This is a genomic window from Sphingomonas sp. KRR8 (assembly GCF_023559245.1).
Taxonomy (GTDB): Bacteria; Pseudomonadota; Alphaproteobacteria; order Sphingomonadales; family Sphingomonadaceae; genus Sphingomicrobium.
This window is the reverse complement of the sequence record NZ_CP097462.1, coordinates 2354840-2381130: the sequence shown is the minus strand read 5'-3', so window position 1 is coordinate 2381130 and position 26291 is coordinate 2354840. Positions and strand designations below refer to the sequence as shown.

The following is a 26291-nucleotide window of genomic DNA, read 5'->3' as shown; positions in this document are numbered from 1 at the left end:
CCACCCGGCCTAAAGGCCCGGCATCCTCAACAGACCCGGGCACGTCAAAGCATGTTGGCAGGTGAGCGCACCGCGCCGTCCCTCGAAGTTCAATTGCGCGAGGCCTTGATCCACGGCGCCCTCCCGGGCGAAACCGCGGACTTTGCCGCCGGAGAGCAGGAGGAAGCGGCCCGGTTCGTTGCCGAGGTTTCCGCTCACCGCAAACCTGGCGCCGTCGCGCTCAAGCTGCAGTCGCTTGGAGGGGAAGCCGGCCGCCGGACCATGCGGCTGGCGATCGTCAATGACGACATGCCCTTCCTAGTCGACAGCGTTGCTGGCGTGATCGCCGGCCACGGGCTGACCGTACGGCGCCTCCTTCACCCCATCCTCAAGATCAGCCGCAACGATGACGGCAGCCTCAAGGCGATCGGCGAAGGCCAGGCAGAATCGCTGATCTACGTCGAACTGGACCGCGCCGACGCACGCGGCCGGCAGGAGCTGGCGCACGACGTGGAGGCGGTGCTCGCCCATGTCCGCAGCGCCGTCGCCGACTGGCAGCCGATGCTGGCGCAGATGAAGGCGGACGCAGCGGCGCTGGAAGCTGAAGATCCCGAGAATGCGGCGCTGCTGCAATGGTTCGCGGCCAATCATTTCACCTTGCTTGGCCATGCCGACCTCGACCGCAGCGGCAAGGCCAGTAACGGCCTTGGCATCTTGCGCGACGAGCAGCTGGAGCTCTGGCAGGGCGGCCTCGGCACCGCCGCGGTGGAACATCTTGCCAGCGAGGATCGGCGCGTTCTGATCCTGAAGGCTGATCGCATCTCGCCGGTGCACCGCCGAGTGCCACTGGACGTGGTGATGGTCCGTCGCTCGGATGGCAGCGTTTCGTTGCATGCCGGCCTGTGGACGAGTGCTGCCCTGCGCTCTCCGCCGCTTCAAGTGCCGGTGCTTCGCCAGCATCTCGCCGCGCTGGACCAGGAGTTCGGCTTTGCTCCGTCGAGTCACGGCGCCAAGGCGCTCGCCCACTCCATCTCAACCCTGCCTCACGACCTGCTCGTGTCGTTCGGCGCGGTCGAGGTGCGAGCCGCGGCACTGACCGCGATGAGCCTTGCGGATCGGCCGCGGCCCGCCCTGCTGCTACTGCCCGGCGCGCTCCGCCGCCACCTGTTCGCCTTCGTCTGGCTGCCGCGCGATGAGCTGACGACCAGCCGCCGCCTGGCAATCAGCCGAATGATCGAGGAAGCGGTGCTGAGTTCCGTCCAGAGCTTCTCGGTCGAGCTTGGTGACGGTGAACTGGCGCTGATCCGGCTGACGTTGGGCTTTGATCCATCGCGGCCGCTGCCCGACGTTGCGGCGCTTGACCGGCAACTCGTCGAGATGGTGCGCGGCTGGGCCCCGTCCGTCGAAGCGCAACTGGTGGAGGAGGTCGGAAGCGGCCGCGCCACCCGATTGGCGCTGAGCTATCTGCCGAGCTTCCCCGAAGGCTATCGTCTTCGTACCGGGTCGGGCGAAGCCGCCGCCGACATCCTGCGCTTGTGCGCGCTCGACAGCGACCAGCAGCGCGGCGTGCGCCTGCTGCGCATGGGCAACGAGCGCCCTGGCCAGCTTCGACTCAAGGTGTACCGCAAGAACGCCATCGTTCCGCTGTCGGATGCGGTTCCGGTGCTCGAGAACTTCGGCTTCCGAGTGCTCGAGGAGCAGCCGACCGCGCTTGGTGACGGCAGCCTCGGCCACATCCACGACTTCCTGGTAGCGCTGCCCGACGGCCATCACACGGACGCGCTGCTCAAGCGCGCTGGGGTGATCGAAATCGCCATTGGCGCCGTGCTCGAAGGCCGCGCTGAGAACGACGAGTTCAACCAGCTGGTGCTGCTCGCCGACCTCGACCCTCAGCCAGTCGTCTGGCTGCGAGCCTGGTTCCGCTATCTGCGCCAGACCGGCGTCGCTTATGGACTGGTGACCATCGTCGAAGCGCTCCGCCGCTCGCCCGGTGCGACCCGCTCGCTGATTAATTGGTTCACCGCCGCGCACGATCCCGCCTCAACGGATGATCGTGACGGCGTGATCCAGCGCTCCCGCGAAGCCTTTGACGAAGCGCTCCTGACGGTGAAGGCGATCGACGACGATCGCATCCTGCGCCTGTTCCGGTCGGTGGTAGAAGCGACGCTGCGCACCAACGCCTTCGCACCCGCCGCCGCCGAAGCGCTGGCGTTCAAGCTCGATCCCACCAAGGTGCCCGGACTGCCGGCGCCCATCCCCTATCGCGAGATCTGGGTCTATTCGCCGCGGGTCGAGGGCATTCACCTGCGCGGCGGCCCGGTCGCGCGCGGCGGCCTGCGCTGGTCCGACCGGCGCGACGATTTCCGCACCGAGATCCTCGGCCTGATGAAGGCCCAGCTGGTCAAGAACGCGGTGATCGTGCCGACCGGCGCCAAGGGTGGCTTCTATCCCAAGCAGCTGCCCGCCGCGTCGAACCGCGATGCCTGGCTGGCCGAGGGGACGGAGAGCTACCGCATCTTCATCCGCTCGCTGCTGTCGGTCACCGACAACATCGTCGATGACAAGGTCGTGCACCCCGACAGGATCGTGATCCACGACGGCGACGACCCCTATTTCGTGGTCGCCGCCGACAAGGGTACCGCCACTTTCTCCGATGTCGCCAACGCCATTGCTCTGGAGCGTGGCTTCTGGCTCGGTGACGCCTTCGCCAGCGGCGGGTCCAACGGCTACGACCACAAGGCGATGGGAATCACCGCCAAGGGCGCGTGGATCTCGGTCCAGCGCCACTTCCGCGAGATGGGCATCGACGTCCAGACCCAGCCGGTCCGCGTGGTCGGTTGCGGCGACATGTCGGGCGACGTGTTCGGCAATGGCATGCTGCTCAGCAAATGCCTCAAGCTGGTCGCCGCCTTCGACCACCGCCACATCTTCATTGATCCCGACCCCGATCCGGCCGACAGCTGGGGCGAGCGGCAACGCCTGTTCGAACTGCCGCGGTCGAGTTGGGACGATTACGACCGCAAGCTGCTGAGCCCCGGCGGCATGATCGTCGCGCGGACGGAGAAGTCGATTCGCCTCAGCAAGGAGGCACGCGAAGCACTGGGTCTCACCGACGACACGCTTGATCCGACCAGCCTGATCAACGCGATCCTGAAGGCGCCGGTTGACCTCGTCTGGTTCGGGGGCATCGGCACCTATGTGAAGGCGTCGAGCCAGGCGAACAGCAGCGTCGGCGATCCCACCAACGATGCATTGCGGGTGGACGCGAACGAGCTTCGCGCCAAGGTCATCGGCGAAGGCGCCAACCTCGCCATCACTCAGGCAGCGCGGATCGAATTCGCGCTGCTGGGCGGTCGCTGCAATACCGACTTCATCGACAATTCGGCCGGCGTCGATTGTTCGGACAATGAGGTCAACATCAAGATCCCGCTCAACCGGGAGATGCGCGAAGGCCGCCTGAGCGAGCACGACCGCAACCTGCTGCTAGCGCGGATGACCGATGACGTCGCCAAGCTGGTGCTGGAAGATAACCGGCTGCAGACGCTGGCGATCTCCATCGCCGAACATGGCGGCGTCGCGGCGCTGCCGGCGCAGGTTCGCACCCTCGAACTGCTCGAGGCAAGCGGGCGCCTCGACCGCCGGGTGGAAGGGCTGGAAGGAAGCGACCAGCTGCTGCGGCGCTTGGCCGATGGACGAGGCCTCACCCGTCCTGAACTGAGCGTCCTCATCAGCCTGTCCAAGATCGCGCTGCAGGCCGCGGCCGAGAAGAAGCCGCTGGCCGACGACCCATTGCTGCACAACCAGCTGCTTGAAGCGTTCCCGCCCGCGATGCGCCGTGCTCACCGCGACGCGATCCTCACGCACCGGCTGCGGCACGAGATCGTGGCGACGAAGGTCGCCAATCGTTTCGTCAATCGCCTTGGACCAAGCACCGCACTCGACATGACCGAGGAGGAAGGCGCCAGCCTAGGGCAGGTCGTGGTGGCGTTCCTCGCGGCCGAGCATTTGCTGCAATTGCGGGTGCTGTGGGACAGGATCGACGGCGCCGACCTGACCGAAGAGGCGCGGCTGGAGCTGTTCACGCTGGCGGCGACCAGCATCCGTGCGCACATCGCCGACATCCTGCGTGCCGGCGGCGGCGAAGCCAGCCTTTCGAAGCTGGTTGCGCTGCTTGAGCCGGGGATGAGCAAGGTCAATTCGGCTGCGCGGTACATCATCCGCGAGGAAGTGCGGCACGAAGCCGGTGAGCGGCGCGAGCGATTGCAGGCGCTGGGCGCAAGTCCCGAGATCACCCGCGGGCTGGTGAAATTGTTCGAGCTGGACGGAGTGTTCGGTATCGCCGCGCTCGCCGCGCGCAAGGAGCAGGACGAACTCAAGCTCGCGCACGCTTATGTGCGGCTCGGCGAAGCGCTGGGGATCGATTGGGCAACCGGCCAGATCAGTCGTTTCGCACCGGCGGACCAGTGGGAACGGTTGCTGGTGGCCGGCCTGGCGCGAGAGTTCGAGCAACTCCGCCTAGACTGGCTGTCACGCAGCCGGGGTGATGACCCCGAAGCGGCGGTCGAGCGGTGGTGCGAACGTCACGCCCCGCGCATCGAGCAGTTCCGCGAGGTCGTGGCTCGAGCCCGCGCCAGCGCCAATCCGACGGTGCCGATGCTGGCGCAGATCGCCAACCAGGCGCGAATTCTCCTGTCGCGATGACGCCGCATCTACTGCTTCTGACGCCGGATCCAGACTATCCGGAGCCGTTCGCCTGGGCTTTTCACGTGCAGGCGGACGCGCTTCGCGAGGCGGGCGCGAAGGTTACGGCACGCCCGTGGTCGCAGGCGGGTGAGCTTGGCGACTTCGATGCCGTGCTGCCGCTCGTGGCCTGGGGCTACCACCTGCAATACGCCGAATGGCTGGCCTTCCTGGACCGCGCCGAAACCGAAGCCCAGCGGGTGATCAACCCCGCGCCGATGCTGCGGTGGAACAGCGACAAGGCCTATCTGAAGGAACTTGGCGCGGCCGGCGTGCCGACCGTTCCGACGTTGGAAGTCGACCATCTGAACGAAGCGGCGCTTGCGGCCGCGTTCGGGACATTGGGCACCAACGAGGTCGTGGTGAAGCCGCCGGTGTCGGCGGGTGCGTCGGGTACCTACCGCCTGCGCGAGGGTGAAGCGGCACGGGTGCCGGAAGATGTGCACGGCGAGCGGATGATGATCCAGCCGTGGTTGCCGACGATCCAGACCACTGGCGAGTATTCGCTGATCCTGTTCGGCGGAGAACTCAGCCACGCGGTGGTGAAGCGGCCGGTGGGAGGCGACTTCCGGGTGCAGCCAAACTTTGGCGGCGAGACGGTGGCTTGCGAGCCGCCCGCGGGCACGCTTGATCTGGCCCATGCCGCTCTCGCGCTCGCCCCTGGCGAACCGACCTACGCTCGGGTCGATCTGGTCGAGGGCCTCGATGGCCAGTGGCAGGTGATCGAGCTCGAGCTGATCGAGCCGGCCTTGTTCCTGCACTGTGCGGAGCACGCGAAGCCGCGGTTCGCGAACGCGATCCTGTCAGTCGCCCAGGGCGCGGCCGAATAACCACTGGCGCAGTGCCGAGGTGAGGTTGGGCGGCTCGGCGACTTTCAGGCGTTCCTCGTCCACCAGCGCCACCACTGCGTTCACCGGCAAGGACATGTCTGCCGCCGCCACCTCCAGCGCGCGCCAAAACAGGGGCTCAAGGCTGACGCTGGTCTGGTGACCAGCGATGAGCACGCTGCGCTTGATCGGCGGCGAGTAGGTGAGGGTTTCGGGCAGTTGCGTGTCCTTCAAACCGACGCGGAGAAAACTTGCCTCGTCCGTCCGGTCGGCTCCACGCCGCGCGCCGGCCGGCGCTCCGCGTCTCTCGCGCAGCTTGCCCGCCATGACGGGCTGCGCGGCGCTCGGTGCGTTGCTCAATACATGTGCTGCCCGCCGTTGATCGACAGCGTCGAACCGGTGATGAAACCGGCATTGACGTCGCACAGGAAGGCGACGCCGCGGGCGATCTCCTCCGCCTTGCCGAGCCGTCCGACCGGAATCTTCGCCACGATCTTGCCCAGCACTTCTTCAGGAACGGCGGCGACCATGTCGGTGTCGATATAGCCGGGCGCGATGGCGTTGACGGTGACGCCGCTGCGGGCGCCTTCCTGCGCCAGTGCCTTGGTGAAGCCGTGGATGCCGGATTTGGCGGCCGCATAATTGACCTGGCCGTACTGGCCCGCCTGGCCGTTGATCGAGCCGATGTTGACGATTCGCCCATACCCGCGGCTGGTCATTCCGTCCCACACCGCCTTTGCCATGTTGAAGCACCCGCCGAGGTTGGTGTCGATCACCTCCTGCCACTTGGCATGGTCCATCCGTTTCATGGTGGTGTCGCGGGTAATGCCAGCGTTGTTGACCAGCACGTCGACGGGGCCGAGTTCTTCCTCGATCTGGCGGACGCCCGCCATGCACGCGTCATAGTCGCTGACGTCCCACTTGAAGGCGCGGATCCCGGTACGCTCGGTGCATTCGCGCGCTCGGGTGTCGTTGCCCGCGTAATTGGCGGCAACGATCATGCCTGCGTTCTTGAGGGCAACGCTGATCGCCTCACCGATCCCGCGGGTGCCGCCGGTCACGATTGCTACTCGGGCCATGAATTATCTCCTCCAGCCGGGGAGACTAGGCAGGCGTCACCCAGCCCGCAAGTTCGCGCGACAGAATGGCGTCCAGCATCGCCATCCCCTCATCGCTGTCGTTGAGGCAATCGAGGCGCGCGAAGTGAGTGCCCCCGGCCGCTTCGAACGTTTCCTTGCCGCGGATACCGAGTTCTTCAATCGTCTCGATGCAATCTGCCGAGAATCCGGGCGCGGCGATCGCAAGCTTGCGAACACCTTGAGCGGGATAAGCGGCCAGAACGTTCTCGGTCGAAGGCTCGAGCCATTTGGCGCGCCCGAAGCGGGACTGGAAAGCGGTGTCGGTCGGAATGCTCAGCTGCTCGCCCAGCAGCCGCGCGGTCTTGCGGCAGTGGCAGTGGTAGGGATCTCCCTTGAACAGCGTCCGCTCTGGCATGCCGTGAAAGCTGAGCAACAGCCGGTCGGGCGTAAAGTCGAGCGCGGCCAGTTGCCGCTCGATGCTGTTCTTGAGCGCGCCAATGTAGGCAGGATCGTCATGGTAGGGCGGCAGCGTGCGCAGCGCCGGCTGCCAGCGCATTTCTGCGAGCATTCCGAACAGCGTGTCGTTGGCGGTGGCGGTCGTTGCGGCGCAGTATTGCGGGTAGAGCGGCGCGGCCAGGATGCGGTCGCAGCCAGCCGCGAACAGCTTCTCCACCGCGAGACGGATGCCCGGATTGCCATAACGCATTGCCCAATCGACCATCACCCGGTCACCCCAGTGGGCCTGCAGCGCTTCAGCCTGCCGCCGGGTGATGGCGGCAAGCGGGGAACCGTGCTCCGTCCAGACCTGCCGGTACGCGTGGGCCGACTTGGCCGGACGGGTCCGCAGGATAATCCCGTGCAGGATCGGCTTCCAAGCGATGGGCGGAATCTCGACCACTCGGCGATCCGACAGGAATTCGGCAAGATAGCGGCGGACCGCCGGCGCTTCGGGCGCATCGGGCGTGCCGAGGTTGATCAGCAGTACACCCACCTTGCGCGGCGGGATCGTCGGGTGATCGGCGGGTGGCTTCATGGCTGCGACATCGGATCGAACGGGTGCGCACGCAAGCGCCGGCCACTCGCCGCCGATACGGCATTTGCGACAGCTGGCGCGACCAGCGGAACCGCCAATCCACTCAGGCCGCCGGCCTTGGCGTCGCTGGGAATGACCTCGACGGTGATGCGCGGCGTGCCGGCGAGGCCGGGTGCGGTTCCACCGCCCGAGCGCAGGAGACCGTCGCTGACGCTCGGCGCCGGCGCGCGCGCATACGCCAGGCCAGCGATGATTGCGGACTCCACCTGCTGCCTGACAAGCTGCGGGTTGACCACGCGGCCGCAATCGACCGCGCAGACCAGCCGATCGACTGCAACCTGCCCGTCGCCGCCGATCGTTGCGCTGGCGAGCAGGGCGGCATGGCTTCCGTAAGCACTGTGCACCGCGAGGCCGAGCGTGCTTCCCGCGCCGCCGCCATCCCAGCCGCCCAGCGCCGACGCCGTGGTCAGGACGCGGGCAAGGCGCGGGTGCCCACCCAGCATGGCGATGCGAAAGGCAAGCGGCTCGAACCCGGTCTGTCGCGCCAACTCGTCAACGAAGCTCTCGCGGGCAAAAGTGGCGAACAAGTCATCGCCGCCGCGCAGGTGGCCCGTGCGCAGCCTGCTGAGCTTGGGATCGATCAGGTGAATATCGACTTGCGGCACGGTGTACGGCATGGGGATCGGGGAAATGCCGACCAGCCTCCCGACCCAGGCGAGCACGCGATTGTCGGGGCCGAGCTTCGCCCGAAAGCGAGCCTGCGCGGGCGCAAGGACCGGATCGATCGCGCGGGCATGGGCGGGGCTGAGCGTCACCTGCACCGGTCGGCTCAGCCGCCGTGCCAGTTCGGCCGCGATGGGCGCAGCCTCGTTGGTCATCAGCCGGTGATCGGGCCCGCCGACCGGCAGCGGAAAGAGGTGAGAGCCCGGTCCGGGGCCGCTCGACGCCAGAGTCTCATCGGGCCGGTGCGTGCCTGCCCATAACTCAAGACGCCCTTCGTTCCAGCGCGCCGTAGCGGTGGGCGGCTCAAGCGCGAGGTGCGGGACTGCGGCCATGCGATAATCGGCAGTGACCGTGCGCCCGGTCAACGGCGGCAGCTCCTCGCCCTCAAGCGCGGCGGCCATGGCGAGTTCGATGGCACGGTCGTCGAGCCGGGTGGTTCGAAAGGCGGGTGCAGCGCGAGCGAGCGCCTGGCGTGCGGCCCAACTCGTCGCGCCGATCGCCGCCACCCAGCCCTCGCCAAGGTGAAGGCCGGAAATATCGCGCTCGGCCGTGTCACCGATCAGGGCCGCAGCATGGACTAGGCCGGGCAAGCGGATATCAGCGGCGAAGCGGACGCTTCCATCGACTTTGGGCGGCCCGTCGAGGCGAGGCAGCGGCTGCATCGCTAGCCCTGCAGGACGGGCGCGAAGCGGAGCGTCTCGCGGTACAACCTCCTCTGCCGCGGCCTCGGCCAGGTCGCCGAAGGACAGCCGTCTGCCGCCGCAGGCAACGAAGCCGGCGGCGGTGTCGCACTCGGCCGCACTGACGCCCCAGCGGCGGGCCGCGGCAGCGCAGAGCATGGCGCGGGCGGCTGCACCGGCCTGCCGTAGCCGGTCGCCGAAGGCCCGCACCGACGTCGCTCCGCCGGTCACGCGCCCCTTGCCCAGCGGGCCAGCGAGCACATTGTCGTAGGCCTTCCCCGCCGGCGAAGGGATCACCGCCACCTTGTTCCAGTCGGCGCCGAGCTCGTCGGCCAGCAACTGCGGCAGCGCCGTCCACACGCCTTGGCCATGCTCGACCTGTGGCACGGCGACCGTGACCAACCCTGACGGCGCAATCTTGAGGAAGTGATCGAACGCCTGCTCGCCCTTCGCCAGCGGCAGGCCCGGCGCATAGCGGCGCGGCCATACTCCCCAGGCGACGACCAGCCCCACTCCTGCGCCGCCGCCGATCAGCAGCGTCCGGCGATCAACCTTCACGGTCGCATCAGGCGGCGTACTGCGCTTTCAGCGCAACCCGGTCGATCTTGCCCGTACCGAGCCGTGGTAGTGGCTGGTCGGCCAGGATGAAGCGCGAGGGAACCTTGAAGGCCGCCAGCCGGGCTTCGAGGAAGGCGCGCAATTCATGGTCGCTCAAACTCGCGCCCTCCGCCGGGTGGATGATCGCGATCGGCACCTCGCCCAGCCGCTCGTCAGGCACCCCGAACACCGCCGCCTCGGCCACCTTCTCGGAGCCGTAGATGGCGGCCTCGACTTCCGCCGAGCTGATGTTCTCGCCACCCCGGATGATGATGTCTTTCTTGCGGTCGACGATGAACAGGTAATTGTCCTCGTCGAGGTAGCCGACATCGCCCGTTTTCATGAAGCCGTCAGCGGTAAAGGCGGCGGTGGTCGCTTCGGGGTTCTTCCAATAGCCCTTGATATTGGCGGCGGCCTTTATTCCGACCTCACCCCGCTCGCCCTGCGGCAAGTGCGCGTCTTCCGCTCCGAGAATGGCAACCTGGACATAGGGCAGCGGCCGCCCGGTGGAGGCCGGTTTCGCCAGGTAATTGCCCCAGTAATTGCCGCAGCCGACCGCATTGGTCTCGGTCAGGCCATAGCCGAGCGCCGGCTGGGCAGTTTCAAAGCTGTCCTTGAGTCGCTGCACGTGACTTACCGGCCGGGGGGCGCCGCCCGCGGCGATGTCGGTCAGCGTCGAGAGATCATATTTGTCCCGGTCGGGATGGTTCATCAGCTCGAGGCTCATGGTCGGCACGCCGACGTAATAGGTGACCTTTTCCTTCTCGATCAGCCGCAGCGCCTCGCCGGCATCCCACTTGGGCATCAGCACCATTCCGCGCCCAATGACGAAGCTGTTCAAGAGCACCGGCACCTCGCCGGTGACGTGGAACAGCGGCACGCTCACCAGCGTCTTTGGCGGATTCTTCGGCCCCTCGCCCATGCTTTCCATGATGCCGAGCAGGCAGATGATGCTGGTGGCATAGGTGTAGACACCCTGAGTCACCGCGCGATGGTCGGATAGCGCGCCCTTCGCGCCCCCGGTCGAACCCGAAGTGAAGAGAATGGTGGCGTCATCTTCCGGCACAATCTCGGGCAGCGGCGCGTCTTCTGGACAACCGTCCTTGAGCAATGGCGCAAGGGCTTCGGCAATCGGCCGCTCAATCGGCAGCGAGACGACCGGCCAGGGCCCGCAGGCACCAGCGATCCGCTGCGCGCGGGGAGCGTCCGCAATGATCAGCTTGGGCTCCGTCAGGTCCAGCGCGTGCGCCATCTCATGGCTCTGCCACCAGCCGTTCAGGAGCGTGGAGATCCCACCGGCCTTGAGGATCGCCATGTGGCTGACGATCCAGGCCGGGCAGTTGCGCATCGCAATGCCGACGCGGTCGCCCTTCTGGATGCCGTGGCCGTGCACGAGCGCGCGCGCCAGCGCATCCGAGGTCCGGTCGAGATCGGCAAAGGTCAGCCGCTCGTCACTCGTGATCACGGCCTCGACCGCACCGTTCAGCGCGCAGAAGGTCTTGAAGAACGCCGGCAGGGTGGCCGGCAAGTTGGTCACGATGGTGCATCCCTGCTCGTCCGTGCCCGTGACGATCCGCCCGCCTGGACCAGTGACCGCAGCCAACACCGCATCATAGCGTTGGTCGAGTTCACTGGGCATCCGGCTCTCCTTGGCGTTTCCGTGTCCCGGCCTTATGAGACGGCCTCAGGCAACGGGGAAGAGCTTAAAAGATGAGCATGATGGCGGCGGCGACGAATGGCATTGCCTGGACCAGCCTGCACCTGTCCCCCGTGGCCCTCGACCTCGGCTTCTTCCAGCTGCGCTGGTACAGCCTGGCCTACCTGGCCGGCATCTTCCTTGGCTATTGGTACATGCTCCGGCTCATCCGCGAGCCCGGCGCGCCCATGGCCCGCCGCCACGCCGATGACTTGGTATTCTACGCCGCGCTGGGCGTGATCCTGGGTGGCCGGATTGGCTATATCCTATTCTATAACTTGGACAAATATCTCGAAAACCCGATCGAGATGGTGAAGCTGTGGGATGGCGGGATGAGCTTTCACGGCGGTGTGATCGGCACCAGCCTCGGGATCATGTACCTTGCCTGGAAACAGAAGCTGAACTGGCTTCGGCTGCACGACTATGTCGCCTGCGTGGTGCCCATCGGGCTGTTCTTCGGCCGGCTCGCCAACTTCGTGAACGGCGAATTGTGGGGTGCACCGACCACCGTGCCATGGGCAGTGCGTTTTCCCGAAGTAATCGCGGGCGTCCAGGTGCTTGGTCCGCCACGCCACCCGAGCCAGCTTTATGAAGCGGCGCTGGAGGGACTGGCTCTTTTCGCTATCCTCTGGGTGATGTTCTGGAAGACCCGCGCGCGTTACGAGCCGGGCAAGCTCGTCGGCATCTTCCTGCTCGGCTACGGCCTGTTCCGCTTCGGGGTGGAGTATATCCGCGAGCCGGACGAGCAGCTGGTCGCCTTCGCCCGCGCGACCGGGCTGCACATGGGCCAGTGGCTGTGCGTACCCATGATCCTTGGCGGTGCCTATCTGGTGGCGACTGCGAAGGGCCGGAGGCAGCGGGTCGAACCGATCGCCGGGGCGGAGAGCGTGGCCTGAAGTGACGCCCTTCGAGCGCGCTGTCCGGACCCGGATTCGAACCGAAGGGGCGCTAAGCGTCGAGGCCTATATGGAGGCCTGCAACGCTTATTATTACGCCACTCGCGATCCCCTCGGCGCGGCCGGCGATTTCACCACCGCGCCCGAGATCAGCCAGATGTTCGGCGAACTGGTGGGCGCCGCGCTGGCCGACGTGTGGGCGCGCGCTGGCCGGCCTTCGACCGTGCGCTACGTCGAACTGGGGCCGGGCCGCGGCACCTTGGCGAGCGATGCGCTCAGGGTGATGCGCTCGGCGGGGCTGTCGCCCCCAGCGCACTTTATCGAGACGAGCGAGACACTGCGGGCCGCGCAGTTGGCGGCGGTGCCTGGGGCCAGGCACCATGACAGCATCAGCGACCTGCCGGCCGACGGGCCATGCCTGGTGGTCGCCAACGAGTTCCTCGACGCGCTGCCGATCCGCCAGTTCGTCGGTGGATTGGAGCGCAAGGTTGTCCTGACCGGTGGGCATCTGGCGTTCGATCGGGATGGAGAAGTGATCGAGGACTCACCGGCGCGCGACGAGGCCGTGCGGGCCTTGAGCGAAGGACTGGTCGCGCTCGGCGGTGTGGCGATCATCATCGATTATGGTCACGAGCGCAGCGGACCCGGGGACACGCTGCAGGCCGTTCGCGAGCATCGCTACGCTCCGGTCCTGGCAAGCCCTGGCGAGCAGGACCTGACCAGCCATGTCGACTTCCATCGAGTTGGCGAGGTGGTGCTCGAGGCCGGGGCATTCGTCGACGGACCGGCCGAGCAGGGCGCATGGCTCGAACGGCTCGGGATCATGGCGCGCGCCCGGGCCTTGGCGAATGCGGCGCCCGACCGTGCGGCGGAGATCGAAGCGGCGCGGGCGCGGCTGTGCCGGCCGGACCAGATGGGGAGCCTGTTCAAGACCCTTGCCATCCGCTCACCGGAATGGCCAAGCGTGGCGGGATTATGACCGACCTGGCACTCACCGTTCGGCCCGCCACGGCCGCCGACCTGCCCGACATTGACCGGGTTTTCGACACGAGTTTCTGCGACACCTTCGCGCACCTGTACGATCCACGCGACCTCCAGACCTTTCTCGGCGGCTTCACGCTCGACGATTGGCGCGCCGAGTTCGACAATCCGCTGTTTGCCTTTCAGGTCGGCGAACTGGACGGGGAAATCGTCGGCTACGCCAAGGTGGGGCCGAACAAGCTGCCCTACGTCCAGAGCGAGGGCACGCTTGAGCTGAAGCAGTTGTATCTGCTCAAGACCGCGCACGGCACCGGGTTGGCCCAGCAGCTGATGGCGTGGGTGATGGAGGAGGCTCGGCGCCGTTCGGCCCGGCGCGTTGCCTTGTCGGTGTTCAGCGAGAATTTTCGCGCGCAAGCCTTCTATGCAAAGTACGGCTTTACCGACCGGGGTCCAGTCACCTTCATGGTCGGTGATCATCCCGATGAAGACCGCGTCTGGGCCGCTGAGCTCACGCCCGCGCGCTTGTGGCGGGCGCAGTCCCTGTCCGGCGTACCTCACGGCTTCTTCGGCCGCGTCGGCGGGATCAGCACGGGCGCCATGGCCAGCCTCAATTGTGGCTGGGGCAGCGGCGAGGACCTGCACATCGTCCGCGTCAATCGCCGGATCGCGGCCGACGCGGTGCTGCCCGGGGCGCGGATCGTCTCGCCGCATCAGATTCACTCGGCCGCCGTTGTGGAAGCCGGCGAATGGCCTGACCACGACCGGCCTCATGCCGATGCGGTGGTGACCGATCGACCCGGCCAGCTGCTCGGCATCCTCACCGCTGACTGCACGCCCGTCCTGCTGGCCGACGCCGAAGCGGGCGTGATCGGCGCGGCTCACGCCGGCTGGAAGGGCGCCATCGCTGGCGTGACGGACTCGACCATCGCGGCCATGGAGCGGCTGGGCGCCCGGCGTGAGCGGATCGTAGCCGCGGTGGGGCCGTGCATCGCGCAGCGCAGCTACGAGGTCGACTACGCCTTTCCGGAAGCCTTCACGGCCAATGAGCCGGAAGCGGACCGTTTCTTCACTGAAGGTCCAGCCGGCAAGCCGCACTTCGACCTTGAAAGCTACGTCGTTGCGCGGCTCGCCCGGGCCGGCCTGCGCCAGGTCGAGGCGCTGGGCCAGGACACTTACGCGCAGCCGGACTTGTTCTACAGCTACCGCCGCGCCACGCACCTTGGCGAGCCAAGCTACGGCCGGCAGATCAGCCTGATCGGGATGACCCCCTAGCCTCCGGAAAAGTGGCGCTAGCGTGCCCCGGACGCTTTTTTACGCCGCGGAAAGCGGCGCAATCGTCCCCCGGACGCTTGCTTACGCCGCTTTCCTCTCCGCGATCCAGCGGTCGATCTTCTGCTCCAGGATCGTCAGTGGCAGCGCGCCGGTCATCAGCACCTGTGCATGGAAGTCGCGGATGTCGAACTTGGGCCCAAGCTCCGTCTCCGCCTTGTGCCGCAGCCGCTGAATGGTGAGTGCGCCCAGCTTGTAGGCGAGCGCCTGGCTCGGAATGGCGATGTAGCGCTCGACCTCTGCGGTGGCGTCCGTGCGGCTCATTCCCGAGTGGCCGAGCATGTAGGCGATCGCCTGGTCACGGGTCCAACCCTTGGAATGGATGCCGGTATCGACCACCAGCCGCATCGCGCGCAGCATCTCGTCGTTGAGCGTGCCGAAGCGCTGATACGGGTCCTTGTAGAAGCCCATCTCGTAGCCGAGCGTCTCCGAGTAGAGCGCCCAGCCTTCGACGTAGGCCGTGTTCCCGCCAAACCGCATGAACTCGGGCAGGTCCTTGTTCTCCTGCGCCAGGCTGATCTGGAAGTGATGTCCAGGCTCACCCTCATGGAGGAACAGCGTGGTTTCCTCCCACGTGCTGCGCGAAGGCAGGTCGTAGGCGTTGAAATAAAACGTGCCCGGACGCGAACCGTCCGGCGTGCCCTGCTCGTAGGAACCACCCGCCTCGAACTTTTCGCGGAAGGGCTCGTAGGGGCGGATCACCAGCGGCGCCTTGGGAATGGTGCTGAAGAAGCGCGGGATCTGCGCCTCCACCGCCTTGCCGATGCGGTAATAGTCCTCCGTCAGCCCTTCGCGGCTCTTCGGCTGAAAGCGCTTGGCGGTGCGCATATAGTCGAAGAATTGGGCCAGCGTGCCCTTGAACCCGACCTCCTGGCGCACCTTTTCGAACCCGTCGGTGATCCGGGCGACTTCGGAGAGGCCCAGCTGGTGGATTTCCTCGGGGCTCATGTCGAGCGTCGTCGTCGACCTCACCAGGTACCGATAGAGCTGGTCGCCGCCCTTCATCTGCGACAGGCCCACGCTGTCACGCGCGTGGGGCAGATAGTCGTCGCGAAGGAAATCACGCACGCGGGTCAGCGCTGGATAGAGCTCGGTGACAATCGACTGGCGGGTGGCCGCCCGCAGCCGCGCCTGGTCCGCGGCCGAGATGCCGGCCGGGAATTCCTTCACCGGGCCATAATAAGGCGAATCCTCGGGCCGCTGCTTGAGCTGGGTGTCCAGCTGCTCGATCATGTTGCGGACGGTCAGTTTGGTGTCGACGACGCCGCTCGCCAGTCCCTCGCGCCAGCGCCCGATCGCCCGGTCGAGGTAGACCACCGCCTGATGATGACGGGTGAGATTGTCCTCATAGTCCTTCACCGTCTTGAACGGCGCCGCGCCCTTGCCGCTGGCGAAGGTGGGATAGAAGGTGTGGAAGCCGTAGAAGTGGTTCATCGGCCGCACCTTGGTCAGTGCGAGCAGGTCGGGCTGAAGCCCGCGAAGCGTGTCCGACGTCGAAAACTTGAACGTGTCGTAAGCGAGCTGGTCGGTCTCGCTGAGGACCGAGCGGTCGACCGTGCCGAGAGCGGCGAGGTCATGCTCCGCGGCGGCCTTCTCGCCCGTGAAATAGGCATCGGTGATGCTGTCGCCGAGCTGGTCGGAATAGCGCATGTCGCCGCGGAACAGCGCGTTCAGAGGATTGCGCTTGAGGCTGGCCTCGTCGCTGGCGGTGAAGATGGCGAACAGCTTGGCATGTTCGCTTTGCGCCGTGGCGGGCGGCGGTGCCGGAACCGGCTGGACCAGCGGAGTCGCCGGCATCGGGGGCACGGCCGGCGTGGTGGCGCAGGCCGCAAGCGGCAGGAGGCTGGCGGACAGCAGAAGCAGGCGTGTCATCGGCATCGGATCCTTGCGGGCAAGCGAAACTCAGCCGCACAGGAAGACGGGCGCTGCCGTTCTGGCAACGCCCGCTTCGATGGACGGCGTGCTTTCCTCTACCAGAAGAAAGCGTTGATGACGTCAACTACCCGCCCGTCCCGAACATCGACCAGCAGCGCGTCGTCGTAATAACGCACCCAGCGATAAGGCCAGCTCACCATGGGCAGGCTGTAGTAGCTGGGATCGCCGATCCAGTAGCGTTGGGAGTAATAGTCGGGATAGATCTGCCACCCGGTGCTGATCGGGCGATAGCCCCAGCCGAACGGGTCGATGTACACCCCAATGCGGAAGATCGACCGATGGCGGTCGCGGTAACGCTGCCAGTCGTAGCGTGGATCGCGCCGCCAGTCGGGCCGCCACGCACCCGTGTCCGAACGGCGGTTGCGCCAGTCGTCACGGTCGTAACGCCGGTCAGAACCGTTTCGCCCTGTCCATTGGTCGCCATCACGGCGTCCGTCGCGGTCCCGCCAGCGGTCGCCATCACGTGGCCGGCGATCGGTATAGGTCGCACCATCGATCTGGACGGCAGGGCGCGGCGGCGTGGTGACCGGGCGCTCTCCGCCACGGCGATCGCGCCAACGCCAGTCACTGACGCTGTCGCCGCTCGGACGACCCGCTGCTCCGACACCAACGACAGGCGGCGGCGTCTGCGGTTGCTCGGGCTGACGATCGCGCCAGCGCGCGCCACCATCGGCGCTACGGGTTTGACCGCCGTCAAAGCGCCGTTCCGGCCGGTCGAACCGTACTTGCGGCGACGATGGACGCTCCGCCCGCTCGATCTGCGGCACGGGGGCCTGAGGCTGTTCGATTCGCACCGCGGGTTGCGGGGCGGGCCGCTCGAAGCGGGGCGGCGGCGGGCGTTCGGCGCGCTCTTCGCGCTGCTGCTGGCGTTCCTGGATGCGCTCGGCGCGGCGTTCGCCCGCGTCCTGGTCACCAGGATCGGCCAGCGCTGGCGCGGCCACGGAGAGGAGAAGCAAGGGAAGGAAAAACCGCATGGCGCACACTCGCTCAGGTGATGTTGTTACCTGTGGGTGCGCTTGTGCGGATTAGCCGTGGCTTAACGGTTCGGCGGGGTTGCGGGGCGCTTCACCGCGGCCTCGGTCATCGCCGCCGAGGCGCGCCGGATCGCGCGCAGGATCCGCGGCTGGGCGCCACAAGCGCAGCGATTCGGCAGGGCGTCGATCTGCTGCTGGCTGGGCCGCGGACTGGCCTGCAGCAACGCGGCAATGGCCATGATGAAGCCCGGCTCGCAAAAGCCGCATTGGGTGACCTGCTCGGCCAGCCAGGCCAGCTGCACCGGATGCGAGCGGTTGGCGGACAAGCCTTCGATCGTGGTGACGACCGAGCCCTCGAGTGATCCCAGCGGCAGCTGGCAGCTCCGTTCCGCCCGCCCGTCAACGATCACCGTACAGGCGCCGCAAGCGCCATCGTCGCAGCCATGCTTGGTCCCCGTGAGGTTGGACGCTTCGCGCAGCGCCCACAGCAGCGGCGTCTGCGGATCGAGCTTATACTCCAGCGCCTGGCCGTTGACGGTCATCCGGGTCATGGCCCCACGGCTAGCCGCCGGGACCCCGACCTGCCAAGATGGCACCATGGCGACAATCGATACGGCAATGGGCCGGGTGGGCGTGAACGACACCGGCGGCACCGGCATTCCGCTGGTGCTGCTGCATGGCGTCGGCTCGGACAAGAGCGTGTGGAGACCGCAGCTGGAGGCGTTTGGCCAGGAGCGTCGAACCGTTGCGCTGGACTACCCAGGTTATGGCGAGAGCCTGCCGGCCGCGGGTACCAGCCGCGATGGCTTCGCTTCGTCCTGCTGGGCGGCGCTCGATGCCTTGTGCATCACGCAGGCGCATATCTGCGGGCTGTCACTCGGCGGCGTAGTGGCGATTGCCATGCATGCCGCGGCGCCCGAGCGCTGCGCCTCGTTGATCCTTGCCGACAGCTTCGCCTGTCATCCTGAGGGGCAGGCAATCTACGACCGCTCGATTGCAGCTTCGCGCGACCTCGGAATGCGAGGGCTGGCGGAAGCGCGGGTCGGGTCACTGCTGGCGGCCGGCGCGACCGTGGCGCTGCAGACCGAGCTGATCGAGACGATGGCGGCAATAGACCCCGCCGCTTACGCCCAGGGCGCCGAGGCGGTGTGGCTCGCCGATCAGCGCACGCGGGTGCGTGATATCCGCTGCCCCGTGCTGGTACTGTGCGGCAACGAGGACCGTATCACGCCGCCCTCGTTGAGCGAGGATCTGAAGGACCGGATCCCACACGCTGCGCTGGTTGAGATTGCGAGCGCCGGGCACCTCAGCAACGCCGAACAGCCCGCCATCTTCAATCGGGTTCTGGCCGGCTTCCTTGCCGGCGTCGAACAGGACGGCTGACACTCGGGCGGGCGACGCGCGTTTAAGCCTCGTCATGCCGTACCGCCGCGATAATCGGGTGTCCGCCAGGTCCCTGGCACTGGTGGTCGCAGTGCATGTCGCGCTGGGTCTGGCGCTGGTGGCCGGCTTGCGTGGCCCCGCCCTCGTCCGCGCGGCGCGTGAACAGCTGGCCACCTTCAACGTCGCTCCGCCTCCGCCCCTGCCGCCTCCTCCCGAACCGAGGCAACGGGAGGCTGCGCCAAAGAACAAGGCCGGCGCCAGCGATGTCGCCGCCAAGGCTGCGCCGATCGTGCTTCCGCAGCCACCGCAGCCACGGCCCTCTCCGCTGCCGGTCGCACGCGAACCGGGGCCTGCACCCGGGCGAGACCAGAGCGCCGGCTCCGGACGGTCGCCCGGCCCTGGCAATGGCGCGGGCGGAAGCGGGAATGGTACGGGCGGTGGCGGGACCGGCGGTCCAGGCGATGGCGGGGGGCAGGGAATCGGCGCGCGCTGGCTTGGCGGCGGGCTCAGCCAAGGCGACTACCGCGCGATCCGCTCATTCGCGGTCCCAAGCGGAAGCGCCGCCTACGCCATCCGGGTCGACGCGTTCGGCCGGGCCACCGATTGCCGGGCCCGACAGACCAGCGGCAGTGTCGCGCTCGACGCGATGATCTGTGACATGCTGCTGCCGCGGCTGCGGTTCGATCCGGCGCGCGATGCCTATGGGCGCCCACGTCCGGACGAGATCACCTACGTTGCCAACTGGTCGCGCCGCTAGCGCGCGGCCACCGCGGCGCCGGACGGTGCGCCGCCGAACAGCTCTGCCATGCGCTGGGCGTCGCGCTTGTAGATGTCATCGTACACCGCGTAGCCGCCCTCGCTCCCCGGCACGGCGGTCAGATAAGTGATGAACACCGGGACGGGCCGGTCGAGGGGAACCTGCTGTTCGGGCGTGGTGCCAGTCGCCTTCAGCGGCTTACCGTAAAGCCACTGGGCCAGCCGCGGCGCGGCCTCCAGCCGGACACAGCCGCCGGAGAACAGGCGCGATGCTTCAGCGAAGAGCTCGGTCGACGGTGTATCGTGAAGATAGATCCCCTGCTCGTTCGGGAACATGAACTTCATCACGCCCATCGCATTCTGCCGGCCCGGGTCCTGCCGAAGGCGGACCTGGACACGCCCGGCCGCCACTGCTGGCCAATCGACCTTGGACGGGTCGGCCAGGGTCGCGTTGTCGGACCAGTCGGACAACAGCCGGTAGCCCTTCTGGCGGAGGTAACCGACGCCGGACTTGACCACGAATGGAGCCACTCGTTCGGCGGCGAGGTCGGCGGGGACGTTCCAGTAAGGTCGAAGCACGGTGTAACGGATGAACCCCGCCATCATCGGGGTCGGATAGACCGGCTTGCCGACCACGACTTTCATCGAGTCCACTGTCCGTCCGCCGTCCCACATCGAAAGGCGTTGTTCGGCGGCGTTGACGAGTACGAACCGGCCCGCGTCGGGCGCTGGAAGCAGGCGGGCGCGTTCGAGGTTGACCGTCAGCAGCTGACGCGTTGGCTCGTCCGTAGCGCGGATGAGATCACGGCGCAGCTCGGCATAATAAGGATGCATCCAGCCCATCGACTGAACGTAAGCAGTCAGCGAGGGCGCGGCGGCGGCGGCCTCAAGCGCGGCGCGCGGGCTTGGCGCGGTCGGACGAAGCTGAGGATCCACGAAGATGGTGCCAAGGTCCGCTGCCCGGAAGCGCAGGTCGCGAACGTAGGCGCCGAACGCCCGGCTGAGCAGCATCTCCTGCGCACGGCGGTCGTTTCGCCAAAAGGCGCGCTCGAGGTCGCCGACATGATAAGTCGCTGGGTCGAGCCCATCCACCCGGGCGCTGCGCAGCAGGTCGAGCAAGGCCTCCGCCGCGCCCTGGTTCTCACGGACAAGCCACAGGGGAGCGCCGCCGCGGGCAGCGTAGAAATCATCCACCGACTGACCGGTCGCAGCGCGGCTTCGCGCCGGTGAAGCACTCACCGGAGTGGTGATGGCCAGGGCAGGCAGGAACAGTGCCAGGAACAGACGTGCCGGCCGCTTGCGGCGACCGGCACGCGAATTTGACTTCCGATACGCGAAGTCCATCACGGAGAGAGCTTAGCCGCGCTCGCCGCTGCGCACGGGGGCGCTGTAGGTCGGGGCTGGAGCCGGGGCCGGTGCGGCCGACTGCGGCGGCGCGCCCTGGTAGTACTGGCCATTGTAGACGTAGCCATCGACCTTGCCGTCATTGTTCTGGTCGGCCCAGACGGCGCCTGCGAGACCGCCGACGACGGCGCCCGCGACCGCGCCCTCAAGGACGCTGACGCCCGGGATCAGAGCACCGGCGGCCGCGCCAAGCGCTGCGCCACCGAGGGCACCGGTCGCCACTCGGCCGGTCGTGCTGTCCCAGCCCGAGGGCGCGCCCTGATAATATTGGCCGTTCTGAACGTAGCCGTCAGCATAGCCGTCGTTGTTGCGATCGGCCCAGACCGCGCCGGCGAGACCGCCAACGGCAGCGCCAACGGCCGCACCGGCGATGGTGCTGACACCAGGAAGGGCGGCGCCCGCGACGGCGCCAACACCCGCGCCAACGGCGGCGCCGGTGGCGGCGTCGGCCATGCCGTCGTTATTGTAGGTGCTGCACGCACCGAGGGATACAGAGCCGGCCAGCATAAGGGCCAGAGCGGTTTTCTTCATCATGCCTTCTCCCGAGTTATGGGCGGACCGCACACAAGGACCGGCAGGACCGGGCGTGTGATGCGTGCGAAGTCAGCGGTTGTTGGAACGCAACCGTCACGTCCAAGGTTCCGGGCGCGATTTTTGCACAAGGGCTGCAGGGGTGCGCTTGGGTTCGCTCAACGTCATGGGAGACCGGCTAAGTCTGCCATTCGACAACAATTGAGCTGGGCAGACGCTGGCGGAGACGGAGGCGTCCAAACTTTGCTCTTGAGTATCGGGCCTTATGCAAGTTCTTACCCCACTCTTTACCCCACTAGGATTTGAAAGTGCCGCCAAGGGCGACTTTGCGGTGTTCGATCTCCCCGCCGTCCGCCAAACGTCGCAGCGCGGCACAAGCGAGGGACCGACCTAAAAAGACGCAGCGTGAGGCTTACGACTAGCCCGGCATTGAGCAGTACTCGGGCGCTTACAATCGCCCTCATTAGGTATAGCCCTATCGACATGGCCGACGATCCGCCCAAGCCAACTCTAGCTCCTGAGCATACAAGCGAAGACGTGGCGATCCGCCACGCCATGCACGACCTAGCGTGGCTGGCGCGAACCTTTGTTGCCAACGCTATGCGGGTCACAGCTGGGGCCGGCGATCCTTACAGACTTGCGCAACAAGCCTTCGAGCTGGGGCAAGCAATCCAAGACGCTCCGTCCGGAACGCTGGTCGGGCACATCAATGACGCGATCGCTGATGCGGTGAGCGATGGCAGACGTGAGCCCGGCGACTTCGACGATATTGAAGACGCAACGGACGACATAGAGCAGGCCATTCTCAGGATCGTCGCGGCCAGAATGCTGCACCAGACTGTGCAGGTGACCCGCCGAGAGAACGACCTCTCAACCGCGATCTGTCGCCTTGAAGACATACGAGAGAAGAACCGGAGGGAGTTCGAGGCTGAAATGGCAGCCTTGCGGGCAAAGCAGAACATCAAGCCGAGCATCCCACGCAAAAGACGTAAGCCCAGCGTCCGAGTGCAACCGTCACGCTCCGTACCCCAGCCCAATCCAATCGACGAGGAAGCGGAGCTGGCCGCCTGCAAGAACACAAGCGAGTTCATTCGTAAGCGGCAGGAGCAGCTCAGACGGGCAAGGGGTGAGGATTAGTCTCGGCCCGCCAACCACTCACGAACACCGCGAAACCGAATTGTTCAAACGTGTGTCGCTCGCACGCCGTGATTCAACCGTGGTCAACCAGCGCAAATGTTCCGACGCGCTGCCGCGCTTCAGCTTGTAACTCAATCGGCAGCAATAAGGAGCTGCCCGATGAGTTTGCCTCAACCCGACTTTCACGACCTATTCGGTTTGGAGCCGCTGGCTCCGGCCATTTAGCAAGGTGCGAACTTTAGGCGCTTTGCTCGGCTTTGTGCTGTCAACCGTTTCGCCATTCTACAGTGGTAAGACTTGGCAGAATAAAGCAGTTTTTGGACGTCGTTTCACCGCTCACGAGAGGTATTTTGGCCGATAACCGTTCAGCCCAGGCTCGCTTGTCGGCCCCGCCGAAACGCAAGCCGCTCTTATCGGGCGAGAGGGGCCGCCGCCGATAAATGTTCAAACGCGGAATAGTTACCGAGAGGTTATCCGCGGCAAAGCGGATTCTTAACCCTTCTTAGATAACTCTCCCAAACAGTAGGAGGCAATTCAATCTTGAAATGAGGACACGGTACGGCAGCCGATAGATGCCGATGAACAAAGGGCCGACCCGAAGGCCGGCCCTCGTTAGCAACCCACCCGAGTAAGCGCTTGTGCGCCTTCGGCGGACCGCCCTGAGAAGCTCCGTCTCGCACAAGCGCCTCGCTCGGGCAACTTGGAGACGTGCAGTGGTTTACGTTCGCTCACACCTTCGCCGCGTTCGGAAGGGGTCTTACCGCCTCGTCCGCGTCCGGCAACACACTCGCCGCCGCTAGCCCGGCGAGGACGCTCGTGCCGCTCATGAGCGGCTAATTTCAACCGGGGGTGGTCGCATGATCACCCCCACTTCTTCTGCCTTCTAAGCCTCAAGTCTGAGCAAATAGTCTCAGACCATGGTTAAGAAGTCGTTAGCGCTCAGCGGTTCAAATCCGCCGCAGTGCAGGTCTTGTTCTGGATAATCACTCCACCTGATTGCAGCCGGACCATCTCGGTGCCGCATGCGCCCCGCCTCGTCATGTCCGCCATGGCATTGCTATTGGCGACTTTGGCATTGTTGTTGACGATCTGGCTTGTGGTGCTGGCTTGCGCGGCGACCTCGTGAACTTGCCCCTCAGCTTCACCCAAACGCTGTTCAACGCGCCTCAATCGCTGTTCTAGTTCGTCGGCTCGCTCATTCGCGGCTGCAAGGGCTCGCTGCTGCGCTGCCTCCGCGTGATCTTCCGCGATGTCTTCCGCCTCGGACCGTCTCACCAGTGGGTCGCAACCTGCGAGCGCGAGGAAGCTCAAAATCACCAGGCCGTTTGCAAAGGCTTGCCTCCTGCGCTGCCGAGCGAGCGCCATCAATCTACCCCCGTTAACTCTTAATAGCTCGACTCATAATTAACCGAGGTTCAGCTTTCCGGCAAACGAGGGAGTGATTCGGTATGCGTATCCTTTGCGCTTTGGCTTACGGCACGCTTGCAGCGGCTACTGTCGCGAGCACAGCCAACGCAGCTGTCGTTGAGTATGGCTTGAAGGCCACCGCAACCTCATCGAGCATCTACCCCAGTGCCGCTGATCTAAATCTCGATGCCCCGTTCTACGGTACATTCAGCTTCGATACGACAACCAATCAGCTGCTCTCCTTCGAGATCCAGCCTTTTCCGTTCGCTTACCAGAATGGTGCAAACCTAGAGCCAACGTTGAGCGGAAGCGTGGTGAGCCTCTTCAACACGGCAGGGGCATGTGACCTTGCCTGCTTCATCGAAGCAGTGAACGCGAGCACCTACGCGATTAGCCTGCCCGCCACGACCTACACTGTCAACTTCGGCAGTCCGCTGAATGGAACGGTGCAGGGCTTTGGTGGCTCCATGCCCGGTGTCGGTGCTAACGTGAGAGGCACCTTCGCAGTTACTGCTGCCATCCCGGAGCCGGCAACTTGGCTCATGATGCTACTTGGCTTTGGCGGCATGGGCCTGGCCATGCGACGGAAGGCTTCGAAACTTCGGCCCTCCGAAGTGCTCGGCTGACAGGCATGTGTCAGGCCCATTGCGCAGCAACGCCCGTCCCAGGGGTCTTTGCATAAGCTGTAGCGCCGAAGTTGGCCGTCAAGTTGACGGCAGTGTTAACCGACGAAATGTGGGCATAATAAGCGCTCAGTGCGGGCAGACCTGTTGCGGTCGCGCCGATTTGCGTGGTCACACCCGCCCGAGTGCGCCAGCACTCCATCGTATGCGCTGCCTTGTCGAACACTAGGGTAAAGACGTCATTGTCTTGGATGACCCCCGCCAGATTGGCGAACTGAATTTGGTTCGCCCCTGCATTCCAGTTGACGAAGATGTATTGGCCGAGAGCGAAGTTAACCGTCAGGCCATTGCTTGTGCTGTAGCCGGGGAGGACGAAGCCGGACATATCGTCCACGCCATTATCCCAGCCGAAGTTGAAATTGGCTGACGCCCCGCCACTGTTGAGGGTGATCTCCATTTGAGCCTTGTTAAAGCCCTGCTGGACATTGGTGCGAACACTGTCCTTGTCATTACCAGCCAAGGCAGCGGCAGTCAGCGGCGGTGAACCGGAGACCGTAATATACTGGGATTTGTTGAAGCCTGTCGTGGATGGGAACTGCACAACGGCTGCCGCCATCGTCTTGCTGACAGTGCTCGACCATGCACCGCCATTCTTTCGAGCGCGGGCGTAATAGGTCGTGCCAAAGCCCAGCGTCGGAATAGCCGGGAAGCTCAGAGAGCCATCGCCAGCCTCGGTCGCGTCCACGGTGTTGGTGTCGCTGCCGTAAATGCTGGTAAAGCCGCTGTCGGTGGCGATCTGGAGATCCACCACGTCGCCCACGGCAAGGCTGGCGAGCGTGAACACCGGATCGTAGACGTTGCTGGCCGAGGTCCATGTGAGGAACGGAACGGGTGCCGTCGAGGTCCAACCGAACGACGTGGGCTTGGGGCTGCCGATCGCACCGAGCAGCGTTTCCGTCAGGGTGAAGATGCCGGTGTCGGCTGCACCTGTTCCGTCGTAAGCCCACGTGCGAGCGGCGGAGTTGATCGTGAACCCGGCAGGATATTTGCCCGAGAGGGAGATGGTCGAGCCGGTGCTTGCTCCTCCGATCGTCCCGGACGAAGCTGTGCCGATCACGAACGAAGCAGACGTAAGGTAGAGGGGCTGGAGGACAGGCGCGGTCCCAGTCGGTGCGGCAAGGTCGAAACCGAGTTCGTTGGCAGCGACGATTAAGGCCCAACCCGATTTTCCGGCGAGGTTGAGCGCGGCAATGCTGGCGAGCTTGGCGTTGTCGGTCGGGAGGCCCTTGGCCAGCACACGGATGGGGCGTGCGGGTTCGGCGGGACCCGAGCGCATCTTGTTCACGAAGATCGCGCTCACAGCGGGCGCTCCACGAACTCGAAACCGGTAAAGTCATCATTGAACACGATGACCTTGCCCGCTTGCCCCCGAAGATCGAGAGCCGCCAATTCCGGGAACTGCTGAAGGGCGTATGCAATCAGGCGGTCTTCCTCGAAAGGGAGAAGCCCTATTTCAGTGGTTCCTAGTGCAATGCGATCGTTCATGTTCTCGTCTGCCTCCCGGCGATGAGTGGGTTGAGG

General features: G+C 65.8%; 22 protein-coding genes. 9 read left to right on the top strand and 13 right to left on the bottom strand.

All coding sequences use genetic code 11. From position 1 onward, the window contains the following. The first annotated feature begins 51 nt into the window (after positions 1-51). Complete coding sequence (locus tag M8312_RS12030) at positions 52-4680, top strand: NAD-glutamate dehydrogenase (RefSeq protein WP_250117929.1); 4629 nt, start codon at positions 52-54, stop codon at positions 4678-4680. Continuing rightward, positions 4677-5549, top strand: coding sequence for an ATP-grasp domain-containing protein (locus M8312_RS12025; RefSeq protein ID WP_250117928.1), 873 nt, complete (start codon positions 4677-4679; stop codon positions 5547-5549). Before M8312_RS12030 ends, M8312_RS12025 begins: the two co-directional genes overlap by 4 nt. Here M8312_RS12025 and M8312_RS12020 read toward each other — a convergent pair. The 5 genes from M8312_RS12020 to M8312_RS12000 are packed head-to-tail and all read right to left on the bottom strand — an operon-like array spanning position 5523 to position 11297. Further along, positions 5523-5906: a ribbon-helix-helix domain-containing protein gene (locus tag M8312_RS12020; RefSeq protein WP_502957422.1), complete on the bottom strand. Its 384-nt coding sequence runs from the start codon at positions 5904-5906 to the stop codon at positions 5523-5525. The two genes, M8312_RS12025 and M8312_RS12020, sit on opposite strands and share 27 nt — an antisense overlap. After that, the gene (phbB, locus tag M8312_RS12015) at positions 5903-6625 is read right to left on the bottom strand and encodes an acetoacetyl-CoA reductase (RefSeq protein WP_250117927.1); all 723 of its coding nucleotides are present in this window, start codon (positions 6623-6625) and stop codon (positions 5903-5905) included. The genes M8312_RS12020 and phbB overlap by 4 nt, the downstream gene beginning before the upstream one ends. A 25-nt stretch (positions 6626-6650) precedes the next feature. After that, positions 6651-7658 carry a ferrochelatase gene (hemH, locus tag M8312_RS12010; protein WP_250117926.1) on the bottom strand — a complete coding sequence of 336 codons (1008 nt, stop codon included), beginning with the start codon at positions 7656-7658 and terminating at the stop codon, positions 6651-6653. Continuing rightward, entirely contained in the window at positions 7655-9619 is a 1965-nt protein-coding gene (locus M8312_RS12005; RefSeq protein WP_250117925.1) for a molybdopterin cofactor-binding domain-containing protein, read from the bottom strand. The genes hemH and M8312_RS12005 overlap by 4 nt, the downstream gene beginning before the upstream one ends. 7 nt (positions 9620-9626) lie before the next feature. Beyond that, on the bottom strand, positions 9627-11297 hold the full coding sequence (locus M8312_RS12000) for a class I adenylate-forming enzyme family protein (protein ID WP_250117924.1): 1671 nt from the start codon (positions 11295-11297) through the stop codon (positions 9627-9629). Positions 11298-11368: 71 nt separating this feature from the next. Here M8312_RS12000 and lgt point away from each other — a divergent pair, with 71 nt between their 5' ends. From lgt to pgeF, 3 genes are read left to right on the top strand one after another with little or no spacing between them, the layout of a single operon-like run. Further along, positions 11369-12250, top strand: coding sequence for a prolipoprotein diacylglyceryl transferase (gene lgt, locus M8312_RS11995; RefSeq protein WP_250117923.1), 882 nt, complete (start codon positions 11369-11371; stop codon positions 12248-12250). Between the two features lies 1 nt (position 12251). Beyond that, positions 12252-13229, top strand: a complete 978-nt coding sequence (locus tag M8312_RS11990) for a class I SAM-dependent methyltransferase (protein ID WP_250117922.1) — start codon at positions 12252-12254, stop codon at positions 13227-13229. Continuing rightward, positions 13226-14503, top strand: coding sequence for a peptidoglycan editing factor PgeF (gene pgeF / locus M8312_RS14485; RefSeq protein ID WP_349773284.1), 1278 nt, complete (start codon positions 13226-13228; stop codon positions 14501-14503). Before M8312_RS11990 ends, pgeF begins: the two co-directional genes overlap by 4 nt. Positions 14504-14584: 81 nt before the next feature. On the opposite strand, the gene M8312_RS11975 is transcribed toward pgeF, so the two are convergent. From M8312_RS11975 to M8312_RS11965, 3 genes are all read right to left on the bottom strand, one after another. Further along, positions 14585-16438 (bottom strand): DUF885 domain-containing protein, encoded by a 1854-nt coding sequence (locus tag M8312_RS11975; protein ID WP_250117921.1) that lies wholly within the window; start codon positions 16436-16438, stop codon positions 14585-14587. 92 nt (positions 16439-16530) lie between these two features. Next, the gene (locus tag M8312_RS11970) at positions 16531-17436 is read right to left on the bottom strand and encodes an RcnB family protein (protein WP_250117920.1); all 906 of its coding nucleotides are present in this window, start codon (positions 17434-17436) and stop codon (positions 16531-16533) included. A 95-nt stretch (positions 17437-17531) separates the two neighbouring features. Then, positions 17532-18020, bottom strand: coding sequence for a (2Fe-2S)-binding protein (locus M8312_RS11965; RefSeq protein WP_250117919.1), 489 nt, complete (start codon positions 18018-18020; stop codon positions 17532-17534). 46 nt (positions 18021-18066) lie between these two features. Here M8312_RS11965 and M8312_RS11960 point away from each other — a divergent pair, with 46 nt between their 5' ends. Then, complete coding sequence (locus tag M8312_RS11960) at positions 18067-18852, top strand: alpha/beta fold hydrolase (RefSeq protein WP_250117918.1); 786 nt, start codon at positions 18067-18069, stop codon at positions 18850-18852. A gap of 34 nt (positions 18853-18886) precedes the next feature. Beyond that, a complete protein-coding gene (locus M8312_RS11955) occupies positions 18887-19609 on the top strand; it encodes a hypothetical protein (protein ID WP_250117917.1) in 723 nt (240 codons plus the stop codon). Here M8312_RS11955 and M8312_RS11950 read toward each other — a convergent pair. Together M8312_RS11950 and M8312_RS11945 are read right to left on the bottom strand one after the other, a co-directional pair. Then, positions 19606-20952: a L,D-transpeptidase scaffold domain-containing protein gene (locus M8312_RS11950; protein ID WP_250117916.1), complete on the bottom strand. Its 1347-nt coding sequence runs from the start codon at positions 20950-20952 to the stop codon at positions 19606-19608. The genes M8312_RS11955 and M8312_RS11950 overlap by 4 nt on opposite strands. A gap of 12 nt (positions 20953-20964) precedes the next feature. Then, positions 20965-21546 (bottom strand): YMGG-like glycine zipper-containing protein, encoded by a 582-nt coding sequence (locus tag M8312_RS11945; protein ID WP_250117915.1) that lies wholly within the window; start codon positions 21544-21546, stop codon positions 20965-20967. A 480-nt stretch (positions 21547-22026) separates the two neighbouring features. Here M8312_RS11945 and M8312_RS11940 point away from each other — a divergent pair, with 480 nt between their 5' ends. After that, positions 22027-22680 carry a hypothetical protein gene (locus M8312_RS11940; protein WP_250117914.1) on the top strand — a complete coding sequence of 218 codons (654 nt, stop codon included), beginning with the start codon at positions 22027-22029 and terminating at the stop codon, positions 22678-22680. Positions 22681-23619: 939 nt separating this feature from the next. Here the strand turns inward: M8312_RS11940 and M8312_RS11935 are convergent. Next, complete coding sequence (locus M8312_RS11935) at positions 23620-24045, bottom strand: hypothetical protein (RefSeq protein ID WP_250117913.1); 426 nt, start codon at positions 24043-24045, stop codon at positions 23620-23622. A gap of 83 nt (positions 24046-24128) precedes the next feature. Here M8312_RS11935 and M8312_RS11930 point away from each other — a divergent pair, with 83 nt between their 5' ends. Next, positions 24129-24713: a PEPxxWA-CTERM sorting domain-containing protein gene (locus M8312_RS11930; protein ID WP_250117912.1), complete on the top strand. Its 585-nt coding sequence runs from the start codon at positions 24129-24131 to the stop codon at positions 24711-24713. 10 nt (positions 24714-24723) lie between these two features. Here the strand turns inward: M8312_RS11930 and M8312_RS11925 are convergent, their stop codons facing one another. Both M8312_RS11925 and M8312_RS11920 read right to left on the bottom strand, forming a co-directional pair. Continuing rightward, positions 24724-26007 (bottom strand): hypothetical protein, encoded by a 1284-nt coding sequence (locus tag M8312_RS11925; protein WP_250117911.1) that lies wholly within the window; start codon positions 26005-26007, stop codon positions 24724-24726. Between the two features lie 59 nt (positions 26008-26066). Beyond that, a complete protein-coding gene (locus tag M8312_RS11920; RefSeq protein ID WP_250117910.1) occupies positions 26067-26255 on the bottom strand; it encodes a hypothetical protein in 189 nt (62 codons plus the stop codon). Positions 26256-26291 lie beyond the last annotated feature (36 nt).

Coding starts and splice junctions, on each gene's coding strand:
- M8312_RS11945 (WP_250117915.1), bottom strand. CDS start 21,546: ATGATGAAGAAAACCGCTCTGGCCCTTATGCTGGCCGGCTCTGTATCC.
- M8312_RS11920 (WP_250117910.1), bottom strand. CDS start 26,255: ATGAACGATCGCATTGCACTAGGAACCACTGAAATAGGGCTTCTCCCT.
- M8312_RS11935 (WP_250117913.1), bottom strand. CDS start 24,045: ATGGCGCTCGCTCGGCAGCGCAGGAGGCAAGCCTTTGCAAACGGCCTG.
- M8312_RS11975 (WP_250117921.1), bottom strand. CDS start 16,438: ATGCCGATGACACGCCTGCTTCTGCTGTCCGCCAGCCTCCTGCCGCTT.
- M8312_RS11965 (WP_250117919.1), bottom strand. CDS start 18,020: ATGACCCGGATGACCGTCAACGGCCAGGCGCTGGAGTATAAGCTCGAT.
- hemH (WP_250117926.1), bottom strand. CDS start 7,658: ATGAAGCCACCCGCCGATCACCCGACGATCCCGCCGCGCAAGGTGGGT.
- M8312_RS12025 (WP_250117928.1), top strand. CDS start 4,677: ATGACGCCGCATCTACTGCTTCTGACGCCGGATCCAGACTATCCGGAG.
- M8312_RS11955 (WP_250117917.1), top strand. CDS start 18,887: ATGCCGTACCGCCGCGATAATCGGGTGTCCGCCAGGTCCCTGGCACTG.
- phbB (WP_250117927.1), bottom strand. CDS start 6,625: ATGGCCCGAGTAGCAATCGTGACCGGCGGCACCCGCGGGATCGGTGAG.
- lgt (WP_250117923.1), top strand. CDS start 11,369: ATGAGCATGATGGCGGCGGCGACGAATGGCATTGCCTGGACCAGCCTG.
- M8312_RS11940 (WP_250117914.1), top strand. CDS start 22,027: ATGGCCGACGATCCGCCCAAGCCAACTCTAGCTCCTGAGCATACAAGC.
- M8312_RS12000 (WP_250117924.1), bottom strand. CDS start 11,297: ATGCCCAGTGAACTCGACCAACGCTATGATGCGGTGTTGGCTGCGGTC.
- M8312_RS11950 (WP_250117916.1), bottom strand. CDS start 20,952: ATGGACTTCGCGTATCGGAAGTCAAATTCGCGTGCCGGTCGCCGCAAG.
- M8312_RS11960 (WP_250117918.1), top strand. CDS start 18,067: ATGGCGACAATCGATACGGCAATGGGCCGGGTGGGCGTGAACGACACC.
- pgeF (WP_349773284.1), top strand. CDS start 13,226: ATGACCGACCTGGCACTCACCGTTCGGCCCGCCACGGCCGCCGACCTG.
- M8312_RS11930 (WP_250117912.1), top strand. CDS start 24,129: ATGCGTATCCTTTGCGCTTTGGCTTACGGCACGCTTGCAGCGGCTACT.
- M8312_RS12030 (WP_250117929.1), top strand. CDS start 52: ATGTTGGCAGGTGAGCGCACCGCGCCGTCCCTCGAAGTTCAATTGCGC.